Raw genomic sequence first — 3,579 nt, forward strand, 5'->3', positions numbered from 1 at the left:
GTCATTTGTCATTTGTCATTTGTCATTTGTCATTTGTCATTTGTCATTCGTCATTTGTCATTCGTCATTTGTCATTCGTTATTTTTCCTTGATTAAGGGACGGTGGTTTAAACTTCAAAATTGAACATTAAACATTCATAATTCAATGGCATATCAATCTATCGAGAATTACGGCATTATCGGCAATATGCACACCACAGCCTTAGTTGGCTTAGGAGGTTCAATTGACTGGTTTTGCTTTCCCAGACACGATTCTCCTAGTGTTTTTGCCGCGTTACTGGATGCTGAGAAAGGGGGTTATTTTAAGATTGCTCCCTGTGTGGATGGCGTCACTCATAAACAGTTATATTGGCCCGAAACGAATGTGTTGGTGACTCGCTTCTTGGCGTCTTGTGGGGTGGGTGAGATTATTGACTTTATGCCTGTGGGTATGCCAGTGAATCAGAAAGGGTATCACTGGTTAGTGCGGCTGGTTAAAGTTGTTCGCTGCAAGATGAAGTTTCGTCTAGAGTGCTATCCTGCGTTTAATTATGCCCGCGATCGCCACGAGACGATTCTCTCATCCACGGGGGCGTGTTTTAAGTCGCCGTCTCTGAGTTTGGGATTGGTGACGGATGTTCCTTTAAAACAAAATGAATGCGGTGTCTTCACCGAATTTATGTTAGAGTCTGGACAAACCGCCGTTTTTGTGCTGCAAGAAACTGACCAGGATGGGGGTTGTAGTTTGCCACTTCGCCATCAAGAAGCGATTCAACTCTTTGACGATACGGTGGCGTATTGGCGACGCTGGATTGGCAAATGTACTTATGATGGTCGATGGCGCGAGACGGTGGAACGTTCCGCCTTAACGTTGAAATTGCTCACCTACGAACCCACGGGAGCAATTATAGCTGCACCGACCTGTAGCTTACCCGAAATGATTGGGGGTTCCCGAAATTGGGATTATCGCTATACCTGGATTCGAGATGCATCCTTTACTCTGTATGCCCTACTCCGGATCGGGTTTACCGAGGAAGCCGCCCAGTTTATGCTGTTCTTGGAAAATCGCTGTCAGGAGTTGGATTCAGATGATCCATTGCAGATTATGTATGGTATTGATGGCTATCATAATCTTAATGAAGAGATTCTGGATCATCTTGAGGGGTATAAGGGTTCTTCTCCGGTTCGGATTGGCAATGGGGCTTATCAGCAGTTACAGCTTGATATTTATGGCGAATTAATGGATTCGGTGTATTTGTTCAACAAATATGGCACGCCGATTTCCTATGATTTGTGGCGATCCCTACGGCAGTTACTCAATTGGGTTTGCGATAATTGGCAACGCCAAGATGAAGGAATCTGGGAAACACGCGGGGGACGCAAGGATTATATTTACTCGAATCTCATGTGCTGGGTTGCACTTGATCGCGGGTTACGGTTGGCTCAAAAGCGCTCATTTCCCGCGGATCACCAGCGATGGCTCAAGGAACGCGATCGCATCTATGAAGAAATTATGGCAAAGGGATGGAGTGAGGAGCGTCAAGCCTTTGTTCAATATTACGGTAGCACGTCACTGGATGCCAGTAACCTGATTATGCCCTTAGTTTTCTTCATGTCTCCCACTGATCCTCGCATGTTGAAAACCCTGGATGCGATTAATTCCCCGCCAGAAATAGGGGGACTGGTTTCCGATAGTTTAGTGTATCGGTATAATCCCGAAGAAGCGCCGGATGGTCTTTCGGGGACAGAAGGAACGTTTAATCTCTGTACATTCTGGCTGGTTGAGGCGTTGACAAGGGCGGGAAAAGTAGACAGGAAAAGACTTGACCGCGCTCGACTAATTTTTGAGCAGATGCTCAGTTATGCCAACCATTTAGGATTATATGCCGAGGAAACGGGATCAAGTGGTGAAGCCTTGGGTAATTTTCCCCAGGCGTTTACCCATGTGTCTTTAATTAGTGCGGCGTGGAATCTGAATCGGGCGATTGAGCGTAATTTCTAGCCTATCGGTTCATAGCATGGGTAATATCATGTCCGGTTGAATACCCATAATTACGATAAAAGCCGTTATCGGTGGGGAGGGCGGGTTTTGTTGAGAGGTTATCGGTGAATATCTGAATTTAGTCCCTAAACCCGCCCCTACAGATTCCCTAAACCCACCCCTACAGATTCCCTAAAGGAAGCCCCTACAGATGCCCTAAAGGAAGCCCCGACATGATTCCCTAAAGGAAGCCCCGACAATAGGCTAACCGACTAACTCTGCCATCAACTCAGCAACGGGCATGATACGTTGGACACGCCCCGCATTGCTACCGGAAAAAACCAGACCATTTTCCACATCCCCCCGTGCGGCTTTATCCAATGCCTGAACAATGCAGTAGAGTTCTCCCGTATCCCGGCAACGGCAAACCTGTAAGCAGCTTGCCAAACACCGTCTTTCCAGATCCGAAGCACCTGCGATTACCTTCTCCACAAAAGGGTTTCGCAATGCCCGCCCTGGCAATCCTACTGGACTAGAGACAATGACCACATCTTCCGGTTGGGCGTGCAGGTGAAACTCTTTATAATGACGGTCAGCATCACACTCGTCTGTGGTGATAAAGCGAGTCCCCATTTGCACCCCACTTGCCCCCAATGCCAACATTCGGTCAATATCTGCCCGATCCCAAACACCACCTGCGGCAATCACTGGAATCGGTTGACCCACTTCCTGATCTAAATAATTCACCAGTTCGGGAATCACCTGTTCTGCGTCCCATGCGGGATGATTCAGTTCCTCGTACTTGGCGCCCAAATGTCCACCGGCTGTATTGGGATTTTCCACCACAAAAGCATCCGGTAGCCGTTTATACTGGCGTTCCCATTTGCGGCACATAATCTTAGCCGCACGAGTACTGGAAACGATTGGCACGAGCGCCACCTCTGGATAGTCTGCGGTGTATTCCGGCAACTGAAGCGGCAAGCCGGCGCCGGAGATGATTAGGTTTACGCCCTGTTGAGCCGCTGTGCGAACTAGAGTTTCATAATCGCGTGCCGCCACCATAACATTGACTCCAATCATGCCATGGGGACTGAGTTCACGGGCTTTTTTGAGTTCATCGATGAGTGCTAGCCGATTCGCCTGGAAAAACTGTTCTTGTCTCAGCCGGACTTTTGACTGGGTGATGTCGAAGTAGGGGGAGTTTAGCCCTAACGCCACGGCGGAAATCACCCCAATCCCTCCCGTATTAGCCACGGCGGCGGCGAGATTGGCTCCGGAAATGCGGATACCCATCCCTCCCTGAATGATTGGGTAACGGGCAGTGTGTTGACCAATTTGTAGTGACGGTAATTCTGGCATAAGTTTCTGGTGTTGAGACTATCTGGCTGATTTGGGCAGTAACATCGCTGATGGCTTATGCAGCCGTCAGCTTAGTCCACCTACATGGATTAATACTTCTTTTTGATTTTACAACTAAATAACTACTAAGTTGTTTTTTCGACGGGCTGGGCTGTCGCTTGGGGGTGAGCATGACAATCAATGACGCGATCGCGGAGCGTTCTCGAAGAGTAGCGGCTTCCCGTTCGCCGGAGGCGTTCCCGAAGGGTGTGGAAACCCGC

The 3,579-nt window shown here is 48.6% G+C and carries 2 protein-coding genes; one reads left to right on the top strand and one right to left on the bottom strand.

Features of this window, described 5'->3' with window-relative positions; genetic code table 11:
- Positions 1-145 precede the first annotated feature (145 nt).
- Positions 146-1,981, top strand: a complete 1,836-nt coding sequence (locus tag ACLFWI_RS28435) for a glycoside hydrolase family 15 protein (protein ID WP_446415723.1) — start codon at positions 146-148, stop codon at positions 1,979-1,981.
- A 243-nt stretch (positions 1,982-2,224) separates the two neighbouring features.
- Here ACLFWI_RS28435 and ACLFWI_RS28440 read toward each other — a convergent pair whose 3' ends face one another.
- Positions 2,225-3,319, bottom strand: coding sequence for an NAD(P)H-dependent flavin oxidoreductase (locus ACLFWI_RS28440; protein WP_446415724.1), 1,095 nt, complete (start codon positions 3,317-3,319; stop codon positions 2,225-2,227).
- Between the last annotated feature and the right edge of the window lie 260 nt (positions 3,320-3,579).

This window comes from Coleofasciculus sp. (assembly GCF_046539235.1).
In the GTDB taxonomy this organism is placed as follows: domain Bacteria; phylum Cyanobacteriota; class Cyanobacteriia; order Cyanobacteriales; family Coleofasciculaceae; genus Coleofasciculus.

Bases quoted from the DNA above. Each gene is read 5' to 3' on its own strand.
- ACLFWI_RS28435 (WP_446415723.1), top strand. From the start codon at position 146: ATGGCATATCAATCTATCGAGAATTACGGCATTATCGGCAATATGCAC.
- ACLFWI_RS28440 (WP_446415724.1), bottom strand. From the start codon at position 3,319: ATGCCAGAATTACCGTCACTACAAATTGGTCAACACACTGCCCGTTAC.